The sequence below is a fragment of the Huintestinicola sp. genome (assembly GCF_050874005.1).
Lineage (GTDB): Bacteria > Bacillota > Clostridia > Oscillospirales > Ruminococcaceae > Huintestinicola.
Window position 1 is genome coordinate 1 of the sequence record NZ_JBNMJV010000017.1, and the last position, 17,779, is coordinate 17,779.

18 protein-coding genes and 2 pseudogenes are annotated in these 17,779 nt (G+C 44.1%); 10 read left to right on the forward strand and 10 right to left on the reverse strand.

Translation table 11 applies throughout. The features are described 5' to 3' along the window. Positions 1 to 33: 33 nt before the first annotated feature. The 3 genes from ACR0QN_RS07330 to ACR0QN_RS07340 form a co-directional block, all read right to left on the reverse strand. Entirely contained in the window at positions 34 to 996 is a 963-nt protein-coding gene (locus ACR0QN_RS07330; protein WP_432650549.1) for an ATP-binding protein, read from the reverse strand. Positions 997 to 1,324: 328 nt separating this feature from the next. Further along, positions 1,325 to 1,900: a hypothetical protein gene (locus tag ACR0QN_RS07335; protein ID WP_432650550.1), complete on the reverse strand. Its 576-nt coding sequence runs from the start codon at positions 1,898 to 1,900 to the stop codon at positions 1,325 to 1,327. Further along, a complete protein-coding gene (locus ACR0QN_RS07340) occupies positions 1,884 to 2,204 on the reverse strand; it encodes a hypothetical protein (protein ID WP_432650551.1) in 321 nt (106 codons plus the stop codon). The genes ACR0QN_RS07335 and ACR0QN_RS07340 overlap by 17 nt, the downstream gene beginning before the upstream one ends. Before the next feature lie 1,067 nt (positions 2,205 to 3,271). Between ACR0QN_RS07340 and ACR0QN_RS07345 the strand changes: the two genes are divergently transcribed. From ACR0QN_RS07345 to ACR0QN_RS07355, 3 genes are all read left to right on the forward strand, one after another. Continuing rightward, the gene (locus ACR0QN_RS07345) at positions 3,272 to 3,430 is read left to right on the forward strand and encodes a hypothetical protein (protein WP_432650552.1); all 159 of its coding nucleotides are present in this window, start codon (positions 3,272 to 3,274) and stop codon (positions 3,428 to 3,430) included. A 230-nt stretch (positions 3,431 to 3,660) separates the two neighbouring features. Next, on the forward strand, positions 3,661 to 5,049 hold the full coding sequence (locus ACR0QN_RS07350; RefSeq protein WP_432650553.1) for a recombinase family protein: 1,389 nt from the start codon (positions 3,661 to 3,663) through the stop codon (positions 5,047 to 5,049). A gap of 27 nt (positions 5,050 to 5,076) precedes the next feature. Continuing rightward, positions 5,077 to 5,556: a sigma-70 family RNA polymerase sigma factor gene (locus tag ACR0QN_RS07355; RefSeq protein ID WP_432650554.1), complete on the forward strand. Its 480-nt coding sequence runs from the start codon at positions 5,077 to 5,079 to the stop codon at positions 5,554 to 5,556. Positions 5,557 to 5,599: 43 nt separating this feature from the next. Here the strand turns inward: ACR0QN_RS07355 and ACR0QN_RS07360 are convergent, their stop codons facing one another. The 4 genes from ACR0QN_RS07360 to ACR0QN_RS07375 all read right to left on the reverse strand — a co-directional run bounded on the left by ACR0QN_RS07360 (position 5,600) and on the right by ACR0QN_RS07375 (position 10,180). Further along, positions 5,600 to 5,947, reverse strand: coding sequence for a TIGR04076 family protein (locus tag ACR0QN_RS07360; protein ID WP_432650555.1), 348 nt, complete (start codon positions 5,945 to 5,947; stop codon positions 5,600 to 5,602). 111 nt (positions 5,948 to 6,058) lie between these two features. Beyond that, positions 6,059 to 7,600, reverse strand: a complete 1,542-nt coding sequence (gene gpmI, locus ACR0QN_RS07365) for a 2,3-bisphosphoglycerate-independent phosphoglycerate mutase (RefSeq protein WP_432650556.1) — start codon at positions 7,598 to 7,600, stop codon at positions 6,059 to 6,061. An 87-nt stretch (positions 7,601 to 7,687) separates the two neighbouring features. Next, positions 7,688 to 8,464 carry a triose-phosphate isomerase gene (gene tpiA / locus ACR0QN_RS07370; protein ID WP_432650557.1) on the reverse strand — a complete coding sequence of 259 codons (777 nt, stop codon included), beginning with the start codon at positions 8,462 to 8,464 and terminating at the stop codon, positions 7,688 to 7,690. Positions 8,465 to 8,581: 117 nt separating this feature from the next. Beyond that, a complete protein-coding gene (locus ACR0QN_RS07375; RefSeq protein WP_432650558.1) occupies positions 8,582 to 10,180 on the reverse strand; it encodes a glycoside hydrolase family 10 protein in 1,599 nt (532 codons plus the stop codon). 264 nt (positions 10,181 to 10,444) lie between these two features. On the opposite strand from ACR0QN_RS07375, the gene rpsF reads away from it, so the two are divergent. The 7 genes and pseudogenes from rpsF (at position 10,445) to ACR0QN_RS07410 (ending at position 14,958) form a co-directional block, all read left to right on the forward strand. Continuing rightward, positions 10,445 to 10,735, forward strand: coding sequence for a 30S ribosomal protein S6 (gene rpsF, locus ACR0QN_RS07380; RefSeq protein WP_432650559.1), 291 nt, complete (start codon positions 10,445 to 10,447; stop codon positions 10,733 to 10,735). Positions 10,736 to 10,759: 24 nt separating this feature from the next. After that, positions 10,760 to 11,305: a single-stranded DNA-binding protein gene (locus ACR0QN_RS07385; protein WP_432650560.1), complete on the forward strand. Its 546-nt coding sequence runs from the start codon at positions 10,760 to 10,762 to the stop codon at positions 11,303 to 11,305. 45 nt (positions 11,306 to 11,350) lie between these two features. Continuing rightward, entirely contained in the window at positions 11,351 to 11,599 is a 249-nt protein-coding gene (rpsR, locus tag ACR0QN_RS07390; protein WP_432650561.1) for a 30S ribosomal protein S18, read from the forward strand. A 361-nt stretch (positions 11,600 to 11,960) separates the two neighbouring features. Further along, entirely contained in the window at positions 11,961 to 12,596 is a 636-nt protein-coding gene (locus ACR0QN_RS07395; protein ID WP_432650562.1) for a hypothetical protein, read from the forward strand. A gap of 117 nt (positions 12,597 to 12,713) precedes the next feature. Further along, positions 12,714 to 13,148: a hypothetical protein gene (locus tag ACR0QN_RS07400; protein ID WP_432650563.1), complete on the forward strand. Its 435-nt coding sequence runs from the start codon at positions 12,714 to 12,716 to the stop codon at positions 13,146 to 13,148. Positions 13,149 to 13,239: 91 nt separating this feature from the next. After that, positions 13,240 to 13,788 (forward strand): annotated as a pseudogene (locus ACR0QN_RS07405) (histidine kinase N-terminal 7TM domain-containing protein); the annotation flags it as partial. Between the two features lie 555 nt (positions 13,789 to 14,343). Beyond that, positions 14,344 to 14,958: pseudogene (locus tag ACR0QN_RS07410) on the forward strand (HD-GYP domain-containing protein). Between the two features lie 97 nt (positions 14,959 to 15,055). Here the strand turns inward: ACR0QN_RS07410 and ACR0QN_RS07415 are convergent. The 3 genes from ACR0QN_RS07415 to ACR0QN_RS07425 are packed head-to-tail and all read right to left on the reverse strand — an operon-like array spanning position 15,056 to position 17,714. Further along, complete coding sequence (locus ACR0QN_RS07415; protein WP_432650564.1) at positions 15,056 to 15,757, reverse strand: hypothetical protein; 702 nt, start codon at positions 15,755 to 15,757, stop codon at positions 15,056 to 15,058. Between the two features lie 18 nt (positions 15,758 to 15,775). Then, positions 15,776 to 16,525 carry a hypothetical protein gene (locus ACR0QN_RS07420; protein WP_432650565.1) on the reverse strand — a complete coding sequence of 250 codons (750 nt, stop codon included), beginning with the start codon at positions 16,523 to 16,525 and terminating at the stop codon, positions 15,776 to 15,778. Between the two features lies 1 nt (position 16,526). Beyond that, on the reverse strand, positions 16,527 to 17,714 hold the full coding sequence (locus ACR0QN_RS07425) for a glycoside hydrolase family 5 protein (RefSeq protein WP_432650566.1): 1,188 nt from the start codon (positions 17,712 to 17,714) through the stop codon (positions 16,527 to 16,529). Positions 17,715 to 17,779: the final 65 nt, after the last annotated feature.

A 17,779-nucleotide genomic window follows, 5' to 3' on the forward strand; every position in this document is an offset into this window, starting at 1 on the left:
TAATTGATAACTTGATTCTCATTGCCGGTCATCTCACTGTTCACGCTCGTAAGCTCCGTCTTGCTCTTGGAAGATGCAATGCTTGGATTCAGACCTTCTTAAGACTTTCGGCAGCGTTTTGAGTTTTGCGGAATCAGGATTATATATACGCAGAACCATACCTGCTGATACCAGCCACTCAATAGCCTCTTCAAACTCCCTTGCTCTTGCCCCCTCACGAACACAGCCGTAAACGAATTTTTCATTATCCTTGGCAAGCTGGGTCACAAGGCTGCGGAAAACCATCAGAATACGTCCGCTGTTGACTTTTCCATTGTGCTTGGAGAAGTCATTTTCATATAATTCAATCAATTCCTGCTGAATACGGGAGATCTCGGCAGGGTCTTTGTGTGTGATCCAGGACTGCACACATTCAGGCATACCGCCTATTATCAGATAAAAATTATATGAATCAAGCAGCTTTTGGTGAAAAATTTCCTCGATCTGCTGTCCTTTCTCAATACTGTTATAGTAAGAATACAGTCCCTTGTCCGTTGCGGCAAGAAACTCATCAAAAGTCATTGGGTCAATGTTCAGAAGATTTACTTTGCCCACAGGGTATGATTTAGGTTTTGCAAGCAGAGTACCAAGCAGACTTCCCGCTGAAATTATGTGATATTCATTTGCCTTTTCGCAGAAATATTTAAGAGAGTTCAGAGCCTCGGAGCATTCCTGCACTTCATCAAATATGATCAAATGCTTTCCGGGAATAATCTTTTTGCCCTTGATAAGTCCCAGCAACTCAATAATTCGATGAGGATTTTTGTTCGTTTCAAAGATAGACTTTAATTCGTCTTCTTCATCGAAGTTGAAATAAAATGTATCCTCATAATACAGCCTGCCGAATTCCTCCATAAGCCATGTTTTCCCTACCTGTCTCGCACCTTTAAGCACGAGCGGCTTGCGGTCAGCACTGTTTTTCCAGACTAAAAGCTGTTCTATTGCATTACGCTTCACATAATCACACTCCTTACAAATAGTATTATACCACTTTTTAAGATATATATCAATAGTATTTTACACGTTTTAAAAAGATTTTTCGAGTGAGATTTACACATTTTCTTAAAAACATTGTTGTTTTGCAGATATTATTTTAAATGATAGAACGGAGATTCTCAGATATATGTACTTAAAAATGAAAGCCTGAATTTTGAGTGCAGGCTTTTGGGCGTTTGTTTAGATTAGCAAGACATATAAATCTCTGTCGGTATTTCTTTCAAATACTTCTATACTTTGTATGTTATATTGTTGGGTCATTGACTGCGCCCGAAAGAATTATACCAACTTATTCCATTTGATCTGCAGTTTTTTCTATCAATAAATTACCCTCAAAATCAAGTTCATAATAATTATCATAAAAATCGTACAGCTTGATTCGATCTGAGCATATTTCAAATGGGTTTTTATCGGTGCAGGAACACCATATATCTCTTCCGCTGAATGACCATAATTTATTAAATTTATCATCTAAACAGATAATGTCTATTTCGCCGTGTATTACATATTTTGCTGACACTTTGTAAATTGCAAAGTTTGTGCCTAAAGTAGGTATATGTACTCGTTGTATTATCGAGCCATCTTTTACCCTTAATTGAGTGATATCTTCATTGTGAAGCACGGTTAATATATCTCCTTCAAGGATAGCGCTGTTCGTATCGTCATAATAGTAATCACCTATCAAAAGTATGGTTTGCTCTTTTGCAAATGTATCAATATGAATTTTTAGTGCTTTAAAATAATCCCCGTTTTCATAATTATCGGGGTTATATACAATGTCATAATTTTTTTTGTCAGCCGAATTGAAAGTATATGTTTCGTCCACAGAGATTGTTATAGAACAGACATCATTTTTTATTTTCATTCGTAATCCCCCCGTCTTTATCACATAATTTATATTCAAACATAGCCACTTCTTCAGCTGTCATTTGCTCTGTGGATATGTTTTTATTTTTACAGTATTCTATTGCTCCTCTGAAATCAAACCAAGTTCTTATTTCTTCAATACTATCTTCTGAAATAATATCAAATGCTGCACTCATAAACATAGTTTCTATATTTTCATCATTCTTGATTTTATACCAAGAATTTTTAAATAGGAGAACCTCATATTCCTTCCCATTTGACAATCCATCAGCACTTGCGGATTCCCTTAATTTGACCTTCATATGATCTTACCTCTATTCAAATTTGTTCTGCTTATCAAAAGACTTTCTGCTCCAATAAAACAGGAAAAGATCATTTCTGCTGTTAGTCTTTTTTGTTTTATTTTCCCTTAATTACAATTATACTCACAATCTGTGTAAAAATCAACACAGCAACCGTGATCCAACCGGTATATTATATTTTTTATGCTTGATACACTGCCGTATATCAGTAATCCTTTTATGAAAGAAAGAAAAATATCATATTTAGCAAACGAAATACCACTCTCAAGCGGCAAATAAATATCTGAAACTCAGATTTATAGCGGCTTCACAGCTGTTTTTCAATGTGCTTTTTTTGAAGAAATAAATCCCTTCAAAAAAGCACATCTTTTTTTGAATCGGCTTCGCATACGGAGATGTTCTTCTTTAAGCAATGAAATATAGCGTAGTTAACCTGACAGATCCTTAAAGAATGCGCATTTTGAGAAAACAATTATTTGCGGTATAAAAAGAATTTGAAACTTTTGTTAACACTTTGTTAATCAGTATGCACATTTTAAATTATGAGAAAAACATTCTCTTTTAAATGATGTATGATAGCGAAATTTGAAAAATCGCTAACATACATCATTTTTTATGTCATTTTCTGATGTTTTGAACGATAGCTAAGTCATAAAAATTCACCCCGAAAGAATGCGCATTTTGAGAAACAATTAGTTACTGCGTCAAGCGATTTTATGGTTATTGTTAACAGTTTGTTAATCATTATGCGCATTTTTATAAAATTTCAAAATGTGGTTTTAAAAATTTTTTCTCAATAGCATAATCAGAGAAATAAGCTATTTGGTTGAGTTCATAAAATAAAGTACATTTATTTAAATTAAGTTTACAGAAAAAGGGCGTTTTTATTTGGTAACGGAAAAATTATTTGGTATCATTACGTCACACAAGAAATTAAAAGTACTTTTATTAAAAATCCTGAGCAAAACTCGGGAAATCAATTTTGTGAAAAAACTAAGAAAGGAGAAGCGATCATCTGAATATCAAAACAAAATACAGTCTAAACTAAAATCAGGAGGCGTGATAAAATGACACTTACCATCGTAAAAAGATTCAACGGCATGGGTAAGGAGATAGATGAAACCTATCAGCCTGTTATTCCCGAGCTGGTTGAGCTGCTCTCTGAGGTCTATCACAAGCTGAATGCTGCGAGCAATGCAGAAAAGAGCAGCGATATTTCCGCATAATATCAGTTCAAAGCTTATTATTAAACATTGCGCTATTAAAAATTTCAGAGATATCCTTTTGTTATCTCTGAAACATTTACATATTTTTTAGTCAACAAAAAAATTACCACACCAATGATGTTCCCACATAGTATTGGTACAAATTATATCTTGAAATAATAAGCAAAAAAGATTATAATAGAGATAGCCTTCACGGTTATCTCTATATTATTATAGTGGAGGCGGGATAAATGGAAAATACTTTACTCAAATCATTAAAAGGAAGAAAAGCAGCGTTATATATCCGAGTATCCACCGATGCCCAGTATGAGGAAGGATATTCGGTAGATGCCCAGAAGCTGAAGCTGGAGCAGTACTGTGCATTAAATGACGTCACCGACTATGAATTTTACATAGACGGCGGCTGGTCGGGAAGCAATATTGACCGTCCCGAAATAAAGCGTATGATAGCCGAGATAAAGGACGGCAAGGTGGGAGCGGTGATCGTATATAAGCTTGACAGACTTTCCCGTTCTCAGAAGGACACGATTTTACTGCTGGAAGAGGTGTTCAATCCTAATGACTGCAGCTTTATCAGTCTGAATGAGAATTTTGACACTACCACTCCTTACGGCAAGGCTATGATCGGAATACTTTCTGTTTTTGCACAGCTTGAGCGTGAGAATATAAGGGAGCGTACCCGAATGGGAATGCACGAAAGAGTGAGATCAGGCTGCTGGATGGGCGGCGGCAGAGTTCCTTTTGGTTATGATTATGACGCAAACAAGGACATTCTCGTTCCCAATGAACACGCCGAGGACGTAAGGCAGATATTTGACCTGTATCTCCAAGGTTATTCCACAACTCAGCTTGCCAAAATGTTTGACGTTGCGGGTGACAGGCATATAACTAATATCCTCGACCGAGTGACATATCTTGGAAAAATAAACTTCAACGGCGAAATTATCGACGGACTCCACCAGCCAATCATTGACGAGCAGACGTGGAATGCGGTCCGGGAAGAACGCCGAAAACGTTCCACAAAGGGTATGGTCACATCATCGTATCTGCTGACAGGTTTTGTCTACTGCGGAAAATGCGGTGCAAGAATGAGATATCAGAAGTGGGGAAAAAACGGGCTGAAAATTTACTGCTGTTCACAGCAGCACAGCCGTCCCGAATTTGTGGTCGACCCCGACTGTGATAACTTAAAGCTTGACGCCTGCGATGTGGAAGATGCAGTGATAAAGGACCTTTTCAACTACACAAGGCAGAACAAGCGCATTGATAGGTCGCTAGGTGTCAAGGCTTCGGCTTTGCAGACCCTGAAACAGAAATACGATGTGGTATCGGGACGAATAAAGCGGTTATATAATCTCTATGCCGCAGGCGGGGACGATATCCTGCTTGATACAATAAACGAGAACAAAAACGAGCTTGCCGAGATATCCCGACAGATAGAAAATGAAAAGAAGCTGAGCGCTGTGGTCAATGACCTCAACGAGAAAAACAAAACCATTGCCACCATTGAGGACAGCTGGAACAGTATGAGCATAAAGGACAAACGGAAGGCTATCGGAATTTGTATTGAAAGGATAGAAATTACCGACACAAAGATATCCATTAAGTACGCATTTTAATTTTTTCAACCGCTGTATGTCATTCCAATGATATCCGGTGAGCTAAAGCGTTACCTCCGTGACAACACTCCCATACGCATATCACGAAGCCTGCGTGACCTTGCATATCGGGCGATGCAGGCAAAGGAGGAGCTTACCGCAAGGCTATGCCGAGAACCGGATATAACCGAGATAGCCAAGGAACTGGGCGTTCCCAAAGCTGATGTGGTAACGGCACTCGAGAGCATTTCCGACCCCGTATCTCTTTACGAGCCTGTTTATTCCGACGCAGGGGACACACTTTATGTCCTTGACCAGATAGGTGACGGAAACGACTCGGACGGCTGGATCGACGAGCTTTCATTCAGAGAAGCACTTGTTTCTCTTAACGAGCGTGAGAAAAAGATACTTTATCTGCGCTTTCTCAGAGGACACACACAAATGGAAGTAGCACGTGAGATAGGCATTTCGCAGGCGCAGGTCTCAAGGCTTGAGAAGAACACTCTGGACAAGATAAAGGGAAATTAAATGTAAAAGGCTCTGCCAAAACAAGCGGCAGAGCCTTAAAATATTATTCGTAAAACTTTCCCTTGAAGAAATTTTCATTTCCAAGCTTTTTTGCCTTTAGCCTGAACATCACACAGCCGTCGGGACATACGATATCCTTGCAGTCGGAAGAACTGCCACCGATGTTTTCCAGGTCTCCCCCGCTTCTTACCGCTTCCATTATGGGGTAAAGCATCATCATTGTTTTTGAGCATATGCCCTGCCCCTGTGCATTTACGGGACAGCCGTAGGTGCAGGTGTATTTGTCCCCTATCTCCTCGCCGTTGCGGCAGTAATGCTCGGGCTTGTCTCCTCTCAGATATCCCGTGACTTCTATCTCAAATTCGTATTCCTCGTCAAACCATTTTTTCATTTTTATGACATTCCTTTCGTTTCAGATATAGCGTCATTATTATTGTAGCATATCAAAGAGCCGCCGTACAGACCAAAATGATCTGTACGGCGGAAAATTTATCATCCAAAATTACTTAACAATAAGAGATTTGCCCGTCATCTCGGCAGGCTGGGGGAGACCCATTATCTCAAGAAGGGTAGGAGCGATATCTGCAAGGCAGCCGCCCTCTCTGAGCTTTACGCCGTCCTCATAGTTAACGAGAATAAAGGGAACGGGATTTGTGGTGTGAGCGGTGTGGGGATTGCCTGTCTCGTAGTCTATCATCTTCTCGGCATTGCCGTGGTCGGCACATATAAACATTACGCCGCCTGTTTCCTTAACAGCGTCAACAGCCTTGCCAACAAGCTCGTCTATCCTCTCAACAGCGGCAACAGCGGCGGAGATAACGCCTGTGTGACCTACCATATCGGGGTTTGCAAAGTTGATGATGATAACATCGTACTTGTCGGACTTGATAGCCTCAACAAGATCCATTCCTACCTCGGGAGCGCTCATTTCGGGCTGGAGATCGTAGGTTGCGACCTTGGGGGAATTTACAAGGATACGTGCCTCGTCAACGTTGGGAGTTTCAATACCGCCGTTGAAGAAGAAGGTTACGTGAGCATACTTCTCTGTCTCGGCAAGACGGAGCTGCTTCTTGCCGTTCTTTGCAAGATACTCGCCGAAGGTGTTGGTGATCTCCTCTTTCTTGAAGGCAACAAGCTTGTTGGGGATAGACTCGTCATAATCCTTGAAGCATACATATGTGAGAGGGAGGAAGCCGCCCTTTCTTTCAAAGCCTGTGAACTTGTCGTCGCAGAATGCACGGGTGATCTCTCTTGCTCTGTCGGGACGGAAGTTGAAGAAGATAACGGAGTCGCCGGGCTTTACAAGGGAAAGGGGCTTGCCGTTTTCGGTGATAACGGTGGGAAGAACGAACTCGTCCGTAACGCCGTTTGCATAGGAATCCTCCATTGCCTTGACAGCGCTTTCGGCTGTAACGCCCTCGCCTGTAACGAGAGAATCATATGCTTTCTGAACTCTGTCCCAGTTGTTGTCACGGTCCATTGCGTAGTAGCGTCCGCTGAGAGATGCGATCTTTCCTACGCCGATCTCAGCCATTTTCTCCTCGAGAGCGGCAACGTAATCCTTGCCCGAAGCGGGGGGAGTGTCTCTGCCGTCAAGGAATGCGTGAACATAAACATTGGAAACGCCCTCACGCTTTGCCATTTCAAGGAGACCGTAAAGGTGAGTGTTGTGACTGTGAACACCGCCGTCGGAGAGAAGTCCCCAGAGGTGGAGATCGGAATTATTCTTCTTGCAGTTAGCCATTGCCTCAAGAAGAACCTCATTCTTAAAGAATGTGCCGTCCTCAATGTCCTTTGTAATTCTTGTAAGATCCTGATAAATAATTCTGCCTGCGCCGATGTTCATATGACCGACCTCGGAGTTGCCCATCTGACCGTCGGGAAGACCTACAGCAAGACCCGAAGCGTTGCCCTTAACAAAGGGGCATTCCTTCATCAGCCTGTCCATAACGGGGGTGTTTGCCATTGCAATGGCATTGCCGTCGGTCCTTTCGTTAAGACCGTAGCCGTCGAGTACCATTAAAACAACAGGTTTTCTGCTCATAATTTTTAACTATCCTTTCTATATCCTTTCGGGGTATCACGAAAAGCTGCGGCAGAACTCACATCCTGTCGCAGCAGATAAGCTTTATCAGCCGTTTACAGCAGCCTGAACGATGGTGTTGAAGTCCTCAGCCTTGAGGGAAGCGCCGCCGATAAGTCCGCCGTCAACGTTGGGCTTTGCAAGAAGCTCAGCGCAGTTCTTAGCGTTCATAGAGCCGCCGTACTGAATTGTAACAGCGTCAGCGGTAGCAGCGTCATAAAGCTTTGCAAGAACGCCTCTGATGAAGCCGCAAACTTCCTCAGCCTGATCTGCTGTAGCGGTCTTGCCTGTGCCGATAGCCCATACAGGCTCGTAAGCGATAACGGTCTTCTTAACGTCCTCTGCGGAAACATCGTAAAGATCAAGCTTGATCTGACGTGCGATAACTTCCTCTGTAATGCCGCACTCTCTCTCCCAGAGAAGCTCGCCTACGCATACGATAGGCTTAAGACCTGCAGCAAGAGCAGCCTTTGTTCTCTTGTTAACGGTCTCGTCTGTCTCGCCGAAGTACTGACGTCTCTCGGAGTGACCGATAACAACGTACTCAACGCCAAGCTCTGTGAGCATATCAGCGGAGATCTCTCCTGTGAATGCGCCGCTCTTTTCAAAGTGAACGTTCTCTGCGCCAACCTTTACATTGGAGCCTGCGGTGGTGTTTACGGCAGTCTCAAGGTTTGTGAAAGGAACGCAGGCAATGACCTCGACCTTGCCCTCAGCATTTGCAACGAGGGGCTTGATTGCTTCGAGAAGCTCCTTAGCCTCGGGGCGGGTCTTGTTCATCTTCCAGTTTCCTGCGATGATAGCTTTTCTGAGATTCTTGTTCATAGTGATTAACTCCTTATATTTTATATTAGTATATTAAACAATACCAGACCATTTATTATTGTATCACGATTTGCGGATTTTGTCAATATCGGCGGAAAATATTTGTGGCGGATAAAGTTATTTTCTGAGATTGTCAAGCTCTGCATTCACGCTTGCCGCAACCGCAGGGTCGGGGAGGAACAGGGAATCATATCTGAAAAAGGCATAGCCTGCATTGTAGATGTCCGTCAGATCACGCTGTCTTGCAAGGATATCGGTCGAATTTATCCATTCCGAGCTGCCTGAGCCCGCATATTTGTCCTCGGTGCCCGATTTGTATGCGGCGAGGCCGATAACAAGCTTTACATCGGGGCTTGTGACCAGCTTGTCCCATTTGTCCACCGTTTCCGCATAGGGCAGGGCAGAGTTGTCAAAGCCGAAATATATCTGAGGACAGATGTAGTCGCAGCAGCCCGAGGTGCTGCCCCAGGTGTAAATGTCCGCATAAAGCTCATTGTAATTGTTGTCCGTATTGCCCTGGGGGGATATGCCGAAAAGAGCCTTGGGATTTGCTGAATGAACTGCCTCGTACATCTTTCTGACCATTTTGGTAACGTTGTCCCTGCGCCAGTCCGCAAGGCTCAGAGAGTTGCCGCTGGCTGCATAGGCGGCGCTGTCAAATGAAGCGTCGGTGGTGGGGTAGAAATAATCGTCTATCTGTATTCCGTCCACGTTGTAGGCGGTGACTATCTCGCTTATGCCGTCGCAGATAAGGGAAACGGTTTCGGCATATGCAGGGTTCAAGTACCATCTTCCCGAGGAGTTGACGATGTATTTGCCGTTCTTTGAGGGGTCGTTGTACCACTCACCGATCTTATAGCTTTCGGGATAGCTTTTCATCTGAGTATCGGTCATAAGGCGCATTGGATTTATCCAGGCGTGAATGGAAAGTCCTCTGTCGTGGGCGGATTTTACAGCTATCTCAAGTGGGTCATAATCTCCCGTGAGCCTGTCTCCTTTTGGGAAAAGGGAGGAGTTATAATATGCGTCTCCATAGACACGGACCTGAAAATATACGGTGTTGCAGCCTAAAGCGGCAATGTTGTCAAAGCAGGCGTTAAGAGCCTTTGTAAACTCAGCCTCGTCTGCCCCACGCATAATGCGGTCGTATTCGAGGTAGGACACCCACACAGCCTTCTGACGGTCAAAGTTCAGAGGGTAATATCCGCTTTGAGGATAGTAGCTTTCTGTTACGGGCGAAACGCTTTCTGCCGATGTGCTTTCCGTGCTTTCGGGGAGGGGGGGTATGGTAACTACTGTAATTGAGGGAGCGGTGGCGGCGGGTGCTGCCGATGTGGTCTCGGGGGGGAGCGTGCCGGGAATAAACACCGTTTCCGAAACCGTTTCGGAAGATTTTTTGGTTTCCGTTTCGGTCTCGGTGGGTATTGCTGTGACTGCTTCGGAAACGGGAGCGGCTGTCTCGCTTTCGGCTGATGTTACGGAAAGATCTGAGGTCTCAGCCTTGGATATGACTGTTTCGGAGGTGATAACAGATGGGGTCTCCGAAGCTGTGGTAATGCTTTGCTCCGTAAAAGCAGTTATGGGTAAGCTTTCCGTTTCGGCAATAACGTCCGTTTCATAGTAGCTGTCGGGCAGCTCGTCCGTTACCTGCGAACAGCCGCATATCAGAGCGGCAGTTATCATTACTATTGATATTGGTCTCAGAATTTTTTTCATAACACAAGAGTCCTTTCGGGAATTGCCATTAGATCTGTATAAATTATAACTCATTTTCCATATTCTTGTCAATGGTATTACGGATCGGAAAATAATGTAAATGAGTAATTTATGTCGATATTGGTTTACAAAAAATTTACATTTAGATTTGCATACACCTTTAAATTAGCCTTGACAAAAGGCTTGACGGGTGGTATAATATTATACGTTATCCTCGTCCACACAATGAAAGTGCGGGCGTAATCCAAGAGGAGGTGCTTATAAATGGCAAAAGTAAACGAAACCTATGAAGCAATGGTAGTTTTCAGCCTGAAACAGGGTGAGGACGGCATCAAGGCTCTCACAGAGAAGTTCAAGGGTATGATGGCAGAGGCAGGTACTGTTGAGTCCGTTGACGAGTGGGGCAAGAAGAAGCTTGCTTACGAGATCGACGACCAGACAGAGGGCTACTATGTTCTCTATTCCTTCACATCTGCTCCTGATTTCCCCGCTGAGCTTGACCGTGTGCTCAAGATCACAGAGGGCGTTATGCGTTCACTGATCACTGTTAAGTGATCCAACTAAGGAGGCTGATTTGTTATGTTAGGCGCTTGTTCAATCAATAAAGTAATCCTTATGGGCAGACTTACGTCAGACCCCGAACTCCGTCAGACCCCGAACGGCGTTTCTACCTGTCAGTTTACTGTGGCGATCACAAGAAATTATCAGGGTCAGAACGGCGAACGTCAGTCTGATTTTATTACCGTTGTCGCTTGGCGACAGACGGCTGAATTTGTCTGCCGCTATTTTACCAAGGGCAGGCTTATCCTCGTTGAGGGCGAGTTAAGGACCAGAACCTACGACGACAAGCGTTATCCTGAGGTGCGTCACTATGTTACCGAGGTTTATGCGGATAATGTTTCCTTCGGTGAAACAAAAGCATCAGCCGGCGGACAGGGCGGCGGATATCAGCAGGGCGGCTATAACAATAATTATCAGCAGAACAACTACGGCAGTCAGGGAGGCTATTCACAGCCTGCTCAGGGACAGCCCGCATATCAGCAGTCTGCTCCCGCTCCTTCGGTCTCTGTTGGAGATCTGAGCGATTTTGAGGAGGTAATCAGCGACAGCGATCTGCCGTTCTGATAACCCTGACAGATTACCATTATTCTATAATAAGGAGGTTTCATTATGGAAAAGGATAGAGAAAGAGCTCCCCGCGGCGCAAAGAGAACCCGTAAGAAGGTTTGTATGTTCTGCGCTGACAGAGTGGAGAAGATAGATTACAAGGATACCGCAAAGCTCAAGAAATGTATGACCGAGCGTTCCAAGATTCTTCCCAGAAGAGTTACAGGCACTTGTGCTTACCACCAGAGAGAGCTTACTGTAGCTATCAAGAGAGCAAGACATATCGCTCTTCTTCCTTACGTTTCCGACTGATCAGAAACGTTTTTCAAAGCCCGGCTCATATGACAGGCTGAGATATTTATGTGTTATCAAACCGCTTTTGAAGTATTCAAAAGCGGTTTTTGCTTTTAAAATTCTTAACTTTCCCCAAAATCAACCGCCCAATGTTGAAAAAACCACGCAGGCAAGGGAAAAACAGGCTTAAATATTTTGAAAAAAGGTCAAAAAAATAGTGCAATATCATCTCCGATATGTTATAATGTTAATAACCACAAAAACATCAGCAAAAGGAGTGTATTGCACTATGATTAATTATACCACACTTAACAGCAATTTGAAAAGGGGGATTTTGAATTTTTCAGAAAAAATTTCAAAAAAGTTCAGCCGTCCTGTTATGAAATTTATCTGTAATATGATTTTCGGTATACTTGCTTCAAAAAGCTGTCTGTTATCGAAAATAGGCAGAAATCTCAACGAGAAAATTCCTCTCCAAAAAACAGTTACTCGTCTGTCAAGAAATCTGAATGAATTTGACGGCGGTGAAGAACTATTTCAAGCATATCTGAAATCAATAAAAAATTGTTTCGATGAAAAAAGTGTGCTGATAATTGACGGCTCTGATATTACCAAGCCCGCCAGCAAAGAGCTTGAAGGCTTATGCGAGATAAGGGACGGCAGCACAGGCGAGATAGGCATTGGATATCACACATTAGGAGCAGCAGTATTATCGGACAGGAAGCTGCCTTACGGAGTATACAGCAGAATATATTCATCAACAGAAAAAGGTTTTGTCAGCGAGGATAATGAGGTTTTAAAGTGCTTTGAATATCTTAGCAATCATTTTTCCAAATCCAATATCCGCACTATGGACAGAGGATATGACTGCAACAGGTATTACGAATATTTCATAAATCATAATGAAAAGTTTATCATCAGAGCAAAGAAAAACCGCAATGTTATCTACAAGGGTAAAACAGTAAATATTCTTGAACTCACAAATCGGTTTAAGGGCAAATACAAGCTTGAATAAAAAGATAAAAGCGGAAGGAAAAGCAGTGTAAAGGTCAGCATTATTCCCATAAGACTGTGCGAGTTTAGAAATACCGAGCTTAATCTTGTAATGGTTTATGGTTTCGATAAAATACCGATGATGCTGATTACAAATCTGAAAAGCGATGACAAGCGTATCTGTACAACGATCTGCAAGGTATATCTGATGAGATGGAGGATAGAAGAATATTTCAAATTCAAGAAGCAGAACTTTGATTTTGAAAATATCAGGGTTCAATCCTTGAAATCAATCAGAAATCTTGATCTACTGCTTACGATCGCTATCGGATATATCGCAGAAATATCGGGAAAGCCTGAAAACATCAAACTGCGTGCGGAAATTATTGAGGTTTCCAAGCGCTTATTTGGTGTGCCCAATTTTTTATATTACGCCGTTGCAGACGGCATCTTTGAGATTTTAAAGACTGTTAAATCGGGTATTCATAGGTTCTTTTCCTTGCCGGAAAGCAGCGGACAATTATCATTATTTTCCAGTTATGAGGTGTCAAGACTGAATTTTGGGGAAACTTAAGTTTTAAAATTATGTTGACTTTTTTGACGGTTTATGATATAATTTATTTAGCTGAAGTGACAATAAATTACCATATGGAGATTTGCCAATTATGGTGACCATATATTATTCCGCAGCTCTTGCGCTGTCGGTGATCTTCTTTATGATACTTTGGTCTATCGGGCATAATCAGAACATCTCGTCTCTGCTTATGTCCTTTGTCTGCGTTATCCTGCATAACGGCGGCTGTCTTGCGCTGTCATTCTCCCAAAATGTTGAGGAGGCAATGCTTGCAAACAGGATAATTTATCTTGCCGCCACCTTTCTTCCCTTTTTTCTGCTGCTGAATATCTGTCATCTTCTGAGGGCCCATATAGGCGGACGAACGATGCTGATAATGGCTCTGATAAATTTTGTGGTACTGTGCTTAACGTTTACAGCAGGCTATAACGACTGGTATTATAAAAGCGTTTCTATAGACAGGTCGGGAGGATATACTGTACTTGTTAAGGAATACGGTCCGCTGCACAGTGTTTTTATCATTATGCTGGCAGGATATGTTCTGGCAATGATGGCAATTATGATAGTCGCATTGTTCAGACAGCAGAGATGTTCCTATAAGTATGCTTCTGTGCTGTTGGTTTCGGTGCTTATCACCTTTGCTTCATATTTTGGTCAGAGGCGTATAGGTATAAAAGTGGAGGCTACTGCGTATGTTTACCTCATTGAGGAAGTGGTCATTCTGCTGATCTTCAGGCGTATGGTTATGTACGATGTTTCAAAGGTTGTGTCGGATAATCTGGAGCAGTCGGAAAACAGCGGTTATATCATCTTCAACAGGAAAAAGCAGTTTATGGGCTGCAACAATGCTGCAAAGCGGTTCCTTCCCGAGCTGAGAAGCCTGCTCATTGACCACACCATTCCCGAGGAGAATGCTTATCTTTATGAAAATATCGGCTCAAATCTCAAAGACGAGAGCAGATATGTTTATTATCTGAAGCGTGGGGACAGAGAATTCAAGATACAGATCAGCCCTGCTTACCGTGACAACAAAACCGAATGGACAGGCTATGTTGTGGAGATCACCGATGATACGGGTCAGAGGGATTATATCCATCTGCTTAATAATTATAACGACGAGCTTTCTAAGTCAGTTAAGGAGCAGACTGCTCATATCCGCAAGATGCAGGACAAGCTTATTCTCGGAATGGCGGATATGGTCGAAGGCAGAGACAGCAGCACAGGCGGTCATATCAAGCGTACAAGCGAGGTCATAGGCATTTTTACCGAGGAGCTGCGCAGGGGAGAGAGCGGAATGGAGCTTTCAGACGAGTTCCTTGACAACGTTGTAAAAGCGGCACCTATGCACGATCTGGGTAAAATTGCCATTGATGATGATATTCTCAGAAAACCCGGCAAATTTACTCCGGAGGAATTTGAGATAATGAAAACTCATTCCGCAAAGGGCGCAGAGATCATCAGAAAGATACTCGACGGTGCAGAGTCGGAGTAGTTTGCCGACATTGCGGTTAATATCGCTCATTACCACCACGAAAAATGGAATGGTCAGGGCTATCCCGACCATCTTTCGGGTGAGGATATCCCTGTGGAAGCGAGAATTATGGCGCTGGCAGACGTTTTTGACGCTCTTGTGAGCAAGCGGTGCTACAAGGACGCTATGAGCTACAGCAGGGCTTTCGGGATAATCGAGGAGTCCCTTGGGGAGCATTTCGACCCTGTTCTCGGAAAAGAGTTCCTGAAATGCCGTCCTATGCTGGAGAGCTATTACAACGAGTCCCTTAATATTAGTGAGGAAGTTAAAGCTGGGTAAATAATTTACAATTTATCCATTGACATTCAGGAACGGATGTGCTATAATATAAGAAATAATTAAGGCTGCCGGAAAGTGCTTTCGGCAGCCTTAGTTATCATAACTTCTCTATCTCAAGAACACGTATCAGATTGTTTACATCGTCAAGGGGGAGGTTGTTGATGTAGATACGGTCAGTTTTTAGCTTTACACGCATTACTGCTTCTTTTTCAAAGGTCTCTTCGGGGGGATAGCCAAGCATTCCGAGGGTTTCCTCAAGATTATCGGCTGCAAACCAGAGGGTGCGTCCATCGGTGGAGGCTTTGGGGAATGATGCGGCGTCATCGGGGACGAATGCGGCTTCAAGCTCATCGGTCAGCTCGCTTATGTGAATGGTGAGGGTGCCCTCAAATTCCCTTGGTTCCGAGGAAAAACGGGACTGAAAGGAGCCGCTGTCATTTGAGAACATAAGAAAGCTGTCCATTGTCCAGCCCAGAAATTCGTTTCCCACTTCAAGGCTCACCGCTTCTCCGCTGCCGTCTGCTGCACGGAAGGTAAGCTCCTCGCCGTCTTTAAGGGGCAGCACCTTATTGGCAGTTCCGCCCTCAGAGTTATTCTGCGGCTCATTATGCTCAATGTAATAAGTGGATTTTGCTGAATATTTTATCTCGGGTTCCTCCTCGGGAACGGTGGTCACCGAAGAAGCAGAGGTATCGGGGGAAAGCTGTGCTTCGGTCTCAGTTTCGTCACCGCCTTCATTTTTGGAGCAGCCGCACATCAGAAGCAGGGCAAGGAGCGCCGCTGTGTATTTTATTTTCATATCAAAACCGTCCTTTTATCAGTTATGAAATCTGTAGGTGTAGGCATTGCCTTTTTTGCCCGTTCTCGTTACGACTCCGCCACGGAAAAGGGCTGAGAGGGCAAGCCCGGCGGTCTCACGGGAAATGTTTGCCGAATGTGCCAGATCCTCGGTGGTGTAATCTTCCTCAAAAAGGCAGGGGATAAGCTGTTCCCAGTCACGGGGGGAGTTTATGTATATTTCATCTGTGAGGGCGGTGGGAACTCTGTCTATGACCGAAAGTCTGCCACGCCGCCGCTTTTTTCGTCCCACGCTTTCGGGCGGAGTACGCAGCTCGTCCGCTTCGAGAAGGGTTATTATGAAGCTGAGATTTTCATAAGTAAGATATTCGGCGATGGGGAAAAGGTTCGGGAATATTTCATAAGCCGTTTCTTTCAGGGGAGAGGTCCGGCGGCTTTTTACCTCGCCTGTTTCGCCGTCAAGGGTGATTATCCGCTTCTTGGTGAAAACGGGATAGACCACCGTTACCCTTGAAACGGGGAGAAAGGCTTTCAGCTTTTCCTTGAGAGAGGAAAAATGCCCCGTCTGTATCTCGATTATGCCGTTTTCGCCCACGATATCCGCAATGTAGCCGCCTATTTTCTGCTCCTGTGAGTCGTGGAAAGGTTCATAGTAATTTTTCAGAACTGCGTGGACACTCTTTTCGCCCTTTGTGCCTATTCCCTTAATAAGTCTGCCGCCCGAATAAACGGTGCGGCAGGCTTCGTCAAACTTTATTTTATCGGGCATATCATTCCTCGGTGAAAGGCTCCATAAGAGCGGCGTTGATGTCGGGGTATCTCCATTCAAATGTCCTTCTGTCAAATATGCCGAAGTTTTCTCCGCTGCCAACAAAGGCGTTGTTGTCCCACCAGCAGATGGGTATGCCTGCGTTATATGCGGCGTTTGAATAGTATCTTGCACATTCTGCACGGGCTTCGGTGTTCATTCTGTTTCGTGTGCCCATTTCGCCGATTATCACGGCAATGCCGTTATCGAGATAGCGCTCCTTGAGATTTGCCATAAGCACATCTATATCACGGGTATCTGCGGCTTTGTCGGCGCTCCATTCCTTGGTTGCCTGTGCGTTGTCGGCAAGGGCAAAAGAGAAGGGGAGATATGCGTGTATGGAAACTATTACCTTATCATCGTCGGGAACGACAAAATCGTTCAGAACATTGTCTCCCGAGGAAGCGGCATAGGGAGTCACCATAAGGTGGCGGAGCTTGTTGTTGCCGCCCGAATTTCTGACGGTTTCAACAAAAGCGGCGTTCCAATGGTTGATGACATCTCTCGCCTCGGCGTTTCCGCCGTTCCACTCGGAGGGGTCGCCTTTGAGACGGGGTTCGTTCAGACCCTCGAATATAAGCTTTTCATTGTAATTCTTGAAGTGGTCTGCTATTTGTGTCCAGAGAGCCACAAGAATTTCCTGTGCGGCTGCTTCGTTTTCGTATGTGGGCATATGCCAGTCCTCGTGGTGGAGATTCAGGATAACGAACATATCGTTGTCGATGCCGTAGTCAACTATTTCGTTTACCCTTGCAAGCCAGTCGGGGTCGATAGTATAATCGGGAGCTTCACCGAATTTGCCCTCCCAGGTGACGGGCACTCTCAGGATATTAAACCCCTGTGCGGCAACGTTGTCTATCATTGCCTTGGTGGTGACGGGCTGCCCCCAGGCGGTCTCCCAGTCGGAGGGAAGCTCTGTTCCCTTGGGATTTTCGATAATGGAGTCAAGGGTGTTGCCCAAATTCCAGCCCACTTTCATTTCCTTAACAAGTTCGGTGGAGGGGATATCTCTCATTTCAGCCGCTTCTTCAGAAGCACTCTGCAGCGCAGCGGCGTCGGGATTTTCGGGAGATGTGTTTCCGCAGGCTGACAGAGACATTAGCATTACGGCTGCTGCCATTACGGAGGCTATTCTTTTTGATATCTTCAATTTTTGTTCCGTCCTTTCGGTGTGACATAAGTTTGCCTGATCGGTTTGGTCAGTTCCATATATTG

Coding starts and splice junctions, on each gene's coding strand:
- ACR0QN_RS07335 (WP_432650550.1), bottom strand. CDS start 1,900: ATGAAAATAAAAAATGATGTCTGTTCTATAACAATCTCTGTGGACGAA.
- ACR0QN_RS07340 (WP_432650551.1), bottom strand. CDS start 2,204: ATGAAGGTCAAATTAAGGGAATCCGCAAGTGCTGATGGATTGTCAAAT.
- ACR0QN_RS07345 (WP_432650552.1), top strand. CDS start 3,272: ATGACACTTACCATCGTAAAAAGATTCAACGGCATGGGTAAGGAGATA.
- ACR0QN_RS07350 (WP_432650553.1), top strand. CDS start 3,661: ATGGAAAATACTTTACTCAAATCATTAAAAGGAAGAAAAGCAGCGTTA.
- ACR0QN_RS07355 (WP_432650554.1), top strand. CDS start 5,077: ATGATATCCGGTGAGCTAAAGCGTTACCTCCGTGACAACACTCCCATA.
- ACR0QN_RS07360 (WP_432650555.1), bottom strand. CDS start 5,947: ATGAAAAAATGGTTTGACGAGGAATACGAATTTGAGATAGAAGTCACG.
- gpmI (WP_432650556.1), bottom strand. CDS start 7,600: ATGAGCAGAAAACCTGTTGTTTTAATGGTACTCGACGGCTACGGTCTT.
- tpiA (WP_432650557.1), bottom strand. CDS start 8,464: ATGAACAAGAATCTCAGAAAAGCTATCATCGCAGGAAACTGGAAGATG.
- ACR0QN_RS07375 (WP_432650558.1), bottom strand. CDS start 10,180: ATGAAAAAAATTCTGAGACCAATATCAATAGTAATGATAACTGCCGCT.
- rpsF (WP_432650559.1), top strand. CDS start 10,445: ATGGCAAAAGTAAACGAAACCTATGAAGCAATGGTAGTTTTCAGCCTG.
- ACR0QN_RS07385 (WP_432650560.1), top strand. CDS start 10,760: ATGTTAGGCGCTTGTTCAATCAATAAAGTAATCCTTATGGGCAGACTT.
- rpsR (WP_432650561.1), top strand. CDS start 11,351: ATGGAAAAGGATAGAGAAAGAGCTCCCCGCGGCGCAAAGAGAACCCGT.
- ACR0QN_RS07395 (WP_432650562.1), top strand. CDS start 11,961: ATGAAATTTATCTGTAATATGATTTTCGGTATACTTGCTTCAAAAAGC.
- ACR0QN_RS07400 (WP_432650563.1), top strand. CDS start 12,714: ATGATGCTGATTACAAATCTGAAAAGCGATGACAAGCGTATCTGTACA.
- ACR0QN_RS07415 (WP_432650564.1), bottom strand. CDS start 15,757: ATGAAAATAAAATACACAGCGGCGCTCCTTGCCCTGCTTCTGATGTGC.
- ACR0QN_RS07420 (WP_432650565.1), bottom strand. CDS start 16,525: ATGCCCGATAAAATAAAGTTTGACGAAGCCTGCCGCACCGTTTATTCG.